This is a genomic window from Pseudoxanthomonas sp. LjRoot204_2, from assembly GCF_056175765.1.
The window spans coordinates 1-4,229 of sequence record NZ_JBGFFG010000298.1 but is presented as its reverse complement, the minus strand read 5'-3'; the positions used below and the strand labels follow the sequence as shown (position 1 = coordinate 4,229).

The 4,229-nt window shown below is 69.4% G+C and carries 5 protein-coding genes; 4 read left to right on the top strand and 1 reads right to left on the bottom strand.

Going from position 1 to position 4,229, the window contains the following annotated elements:
- Both AC04L7_RS13405 and AC04L7_RS13400 read left to right on the top strand, forming a co-directional pair.
- A partial coding sequence (locus AC04L7_RS13405) for a sigma factor-like helix-turn-helix DNA-binding protein (protein ID WP_475513186.1) occupies nt 1-763 on the top strand: 763 nt, incomplete at its 5' end.
- A 77-nt stretch (nt 764-840) separates the two neighbouring features.
- The gene (locus AC04L7_RS13400) at nt 841-1,986 is read left to right on the top strand and encodes an RNA polymerase sigma factor (RefSeq protein ID WP_299341509.1); all 1,146 of its coding nucleotides are present in this window, start codon (nt 841-843) and stop codon (nt 1,984-1,986) included.
- Between the two features lie 42 nt (nt 1,987-2,028).
- Here AC04L7_RS13400 and AC04L7_RS13395 read toward each other — a convergent pair whose 3' ends face one another.
- Entirely contained in the window at nt 2,029-2,748 is a 720-nt protein-coding gene (locus tag AC04L7_RS13395; RefSeq protein ID WP_299341507.1) for a CREC-EF hand family protein, read from the bottom strand.
- A 144-nt stretch (nt 2,749-2,892) separates the two neighbouring features.
- Between AC04L7_RS13395 and AC04L7_RS13390 the strand changes: the two genes are divergently transcribed.
- Nucleotides 2,893-3,477, top strand: a complete 585-nt coding sequence (locus AC04L7_RS13390) for a hypothetical protein (protein ID WP_435997613.1) — start codon at nt 2,893-2,895, stop codon at nt 3,475-3,477.
- 1 nt (nt 3,478) lies between these two features.
- Nucleotides 3,479-4,201 (top strand): arginyltransferase, encoded by a 723-nt coding sequence (locus tag AC04L7_RS13385; protein WP_435997611.1) that lies wholly within the window; start codon nt 3,479-3,481, stop codon nt 4,199-4,201.
- Nucleotides 4,202-4,229 lie beyond the last annotated feature (28 nt).

Sequence of the window (4,229 nt, the reverse complement as noted above, 5' to 3'; positions counted from 1 at the left end):
GGGGCAGAGTTCGCAGCAGGTCGCGGAACTGCTGGGCCTGAGCGATGCGGCCGTGCGCAAGCGCCTGTCGCGGGCACGCGCGCTCGTACGCGACGAGTTGCTGCAACGCTTCGGCGAGTTCGCCCGCTCCACGGCACCCGGCGCGGCCTTCACCATGATCGTGCTGGGCGGGCTGGTCGGCGCGATGCCCGCCGCGAGCGCGGCGACGGTCATCGGTTCCGGCGTGCTCGGAGGCGGCTTGGCGGGCAAGCTCGGGACCAGCGGGCTGACGACGGGCGGAGTGACYGGCGGCGTCGCCGGTGGCTCGCTGGGCGTGATCGTCGAGCAGATCACCCAGCATCCTGCGGCACTCGCCGGCGCGATGGGCGGCATGGTCGGCGGCCTGATCGGCTATGCCTTCACCTGGTGGTACCTCGCGCGGTTCTGCCAGACGGCGCAGGAACGGCTGCAGGTACGCCGCTTCATGGTGCTCAATACCACGTCCGGCTCGGTCTGGCTGTTCTGCCTGATGGTGGCGACGGTGCTGGCGACCGGCTGGGTGGCGATCGCGCTGGTCATGCTGGCCGGCATGTGCGTGATCAACTACCAGTACCTGGTCACGCTGCCCCGGATCATGGACCCGATCCTGTCGCACCCCGCGAATGCCTCGCGGCGGCGGGGCTACGACTACGTGATCGGCCGGAAAGCAGTGGCGCTCACCAGCGTGCTGGCCGTCGCCGCGGTGCTCTACGCCCTGGTCTGCAGCGGTCGGTTGACGCTCTAGCGCCAAGCGCGCGTGGTTGGGTCACACTTCCTGCCGCCGGTCGTCGTGCCTGCACTACCCGGCCACATGGAACCCCAATGGATGCCCTGACGATAGAACTCTCTCTGCGGGAAACCCTGCCCGCGGCCGCACGCGGCGACCAGGCCGCCTACGGCCGCGTCGTCGCGCTGTGCCAGAACGCCGTGACCGGCATCGCCCTGGCGATCACCCGCGACGTGCAGGCCAGCGAGGACATCGCGCAGGAGGCCTTCCTGAAAGGCTGGCGCCAGCTGGCGACCCTGAAGAACCCCGACAGTTTCCTGCCCTGGCTGCGCGAGATCACCCGCAACCTGGCCCGTGACCACCTGCGCGCGCAGCGACGCCGCCCGATGACCGGCGAAACCGCCGAGATTGCACTGACGCTGGCMGCCGACACCGCGCCCACGCCGGCCGAGACGCTGCTGCAGACCGAGCAGGAACAGGCCGCGCGCGAGGTCATCGCCGCCCTGCCCGAGGACAGTCGCGAAGTGCTGCTGCTCTACTACCGCGAAGGGCAGCGCTCGCACCACGTCGCGTCCTTGCTGGGCATCACCGACGCCGCCGCGCGCAAGCGCYTGTCGCGTGCACGCCAGTACGTGCGCGAAGAACTGATCACGCGCTTCGGCGAATTCGCGCGTACGTCGGCGCCATCGGCCGCGTTCGCCAGCGGAGTGCTCGGCATGCTCGCGATCTCGGCGCCGCCGTCGGCAGGCGCGGTCGTGCTGGGCACCGGCGGCGCGGTCGCCGGCAAGGGCCTGCTCAAGTTGCTGGGAGGTGGATTGGGCGCGACTGCGTTCGGCACCCTAGTGGGCATCGGTGCGGTGTGGTTCGGTATCCGCAAGTACCTGCGGGATCCGCTCGACGCACGCGAGCGCGATGACCTCCTGCGCTATGGCGCCGTCAACACGGTCGCGATCCTGGTGTTCGTCATCGGCATCACCGCACTGGCCCGGATGCCCGGCTGGATGCCGCACATGGCGCTGACGCTGGCGTACATGGCCGTGATCGGGTGGACCTCGGGCCGCTGGTTCCCCCGCATCCTGCAGCGCCGCCACGCGCGGGACCTGTTGCTCGATCCCGAAGGCGAACGTCGCCGCATGCAGCGCCAGCGTACTTGGCGCGTATGGGGCTGCGTGCTGGGCTTCACGCTGGCGACGGCCGGCCTGCTCGCCGGGCTGCTGATGTCGGGCCGCCTGCAGCTTTGAGGCCACGCGTGCACCCGGGCAACCGGGTGCACGTGACCGTCCTCAGCGACGGACGGGCTTGCCCGCCGCCAGTTCGTCCTTCGACAGGACACCATCCTTGTTGGTGTCGAGCGCATCGAAGCGTCCGGCCAGGCGGCTGTCCTTCACTTCGTCACGCGACAGGCGGCCGTCCTTGTTCGCATCCGACGCCGCGAATCGTTCGTCCATGCGCGCCTGCAGGCGCTGCTGGAACTCGGCACGGCGCGCGACATCGGCCTGGTCGATCTCGGCACGGGTCAGCTTGCCATCCTTGTCCGCATCAGCCTTGGCGAACCACGCGTCGCGACGCTGCTTGCCGCGCAGTTCGCGATCGGTGCGGTCGATCACGCCATCCTTGTTGGCATCCATGGTGTCGAAGCGTTCGGCAAAGCGCGGCTGCGCCGCGGCCTCGGCCTTGCTGATGCGGCCATCGCCATCGGTATCGAGCTTGCCGAAGCCCGCGCCGTGGCGCGGGCCACCGTGTCGCCCGTGACCCCGCATGCCCTTGTGCTGCGGGCGCTCGTCGGCACTGAGCGTGCCGTCGCCGTTCTTGTCCAGCTCGGCGAAGCGGTCGGCCAGGCGCGGGCGGGCGGCCGCTTCGGCCTTGTCGATGGCGCCGTCGTTGTTCTTGTCGAGGCTGGCCCGCGCCGGCTTCTGTGCGTCTCCGGCCTGCGTGGCGGCCAGTGCGGAACCGGCACCGAGGGCGGCCAGCACGGCCACGAAAAGCAGGGTCTTGCGGTTCATCGTGTTCTCCTGAAGGCGCGGCGCCGTGTGCGCCACTGACACGGGAAACGTCCCCAGGCGGGGTCGGTTGACGCGCTGACGGACGCGTTCAGGCAGCGGATGGTCGCGATCCACGCGACGCGATGTGCGCAGTATGCTGGCCGCATGTCCCTGCCCTTCGCCCGCGCGCTGTCGATCTTCGGCCACCCCATGCTGGTGCTGCCGGTGGCGGTGCTGCTGATCGTGCTGGCAAGGGGCGACGCACGCACCGCCGTGGCATCGGGAATGGCGTTCGCCACGTTCGCCGCGCTTGTGATGGGTTATTCGTGGTGGCAGGTGCGGCGTGGCCGCTGGAGTCACGTGGACGCCAGTGCGACGCATGAACGTAGGGCGCTGAATCGCTTCCTCCTGGTCGCCCTGACCGCAGGCGCCTGGCTGGTCGCGTGGCGTGGCGGGCAGCCGTTGCTGGCGCTGGGCCTGGCGCTGTCCGCTGCGATGATCCTGACCGCGATGCTGACGGCACGCTGGTGCAAGCTGTCGCTGCATCTGGCCTTCATCGTGTTCGCTGCGTGCCTGCTGCGTGAACTGGGCATTGCCTGGATGTTCGTCGCGCTGTCGTTCGCCGCGGCCGTGGCGTGGTCGCGCCTTGCGCTTCAGCGGCATACGCGCCGCGACCTGGTCGCAGGCACCATCACCGGCGCAGCGGCAGGCCTGGCGTTCTGGCCGCTGGCATCACGCTGGACGGGCTGACATGGGCGAGAACACGCAATCGATCGGCGACCTGCGCCTGTTCCATACCGGCGAACATCCATGCGGCTACTGGCCCGAGCGCGTCGCCCGCGACCTGGTCCTGGACCCGCGCGACCCCCGCCTGCCGCAGTTGTATCCCGATGCGCTGGGTTGGGGCTTCCGCCGTTCCGGCGACATCGTGTATCGCCCGCATTGCCGGCAATGCCGTGCCTGTGTCGCCGTCCGCATCCCGGTCGCCGACTTCCGGCCGGATCGCAGCCAGCGCCGCTGCGCATTACGCAATGCCCGCGTGGAAACACGGATCGTCGCCGCCCTGCGCGACGACGAACACCTCGCGCTCTATCAGCGCTATCTCGCCGCGCGCCACCCGCTCGGCGGCATGGACGACCATGGCGCCACGGAGTTCGACCAGTTCCTGGTGGGCAGCTGGTCGCGTGGGCGCTTCGTGGAGCTGCGCGAGGATGGCCACCTGCTGGCGGTCGCGGTCACCGACGTCATTCCGGGCGCACTCTCCGCCGTCTACACCTTCTACGATCCGGCACTGGAAGCCCGCAGCCTGGGAACCCTGGCGATCCTGCGTCAGATCGAATGGGCGCGACGCGACGGGTACGCGCATCTCTATCTTGGCTACTGGATCGATGGCCATCGGAAGATGGACTACAAACGACGCTTTGCACCGCTCGAGCGCTTTGATGGACGCCACTGGGTGCGTGCGGATCTGTGAGTCGACGCACGATCGCACGCGATGAAAC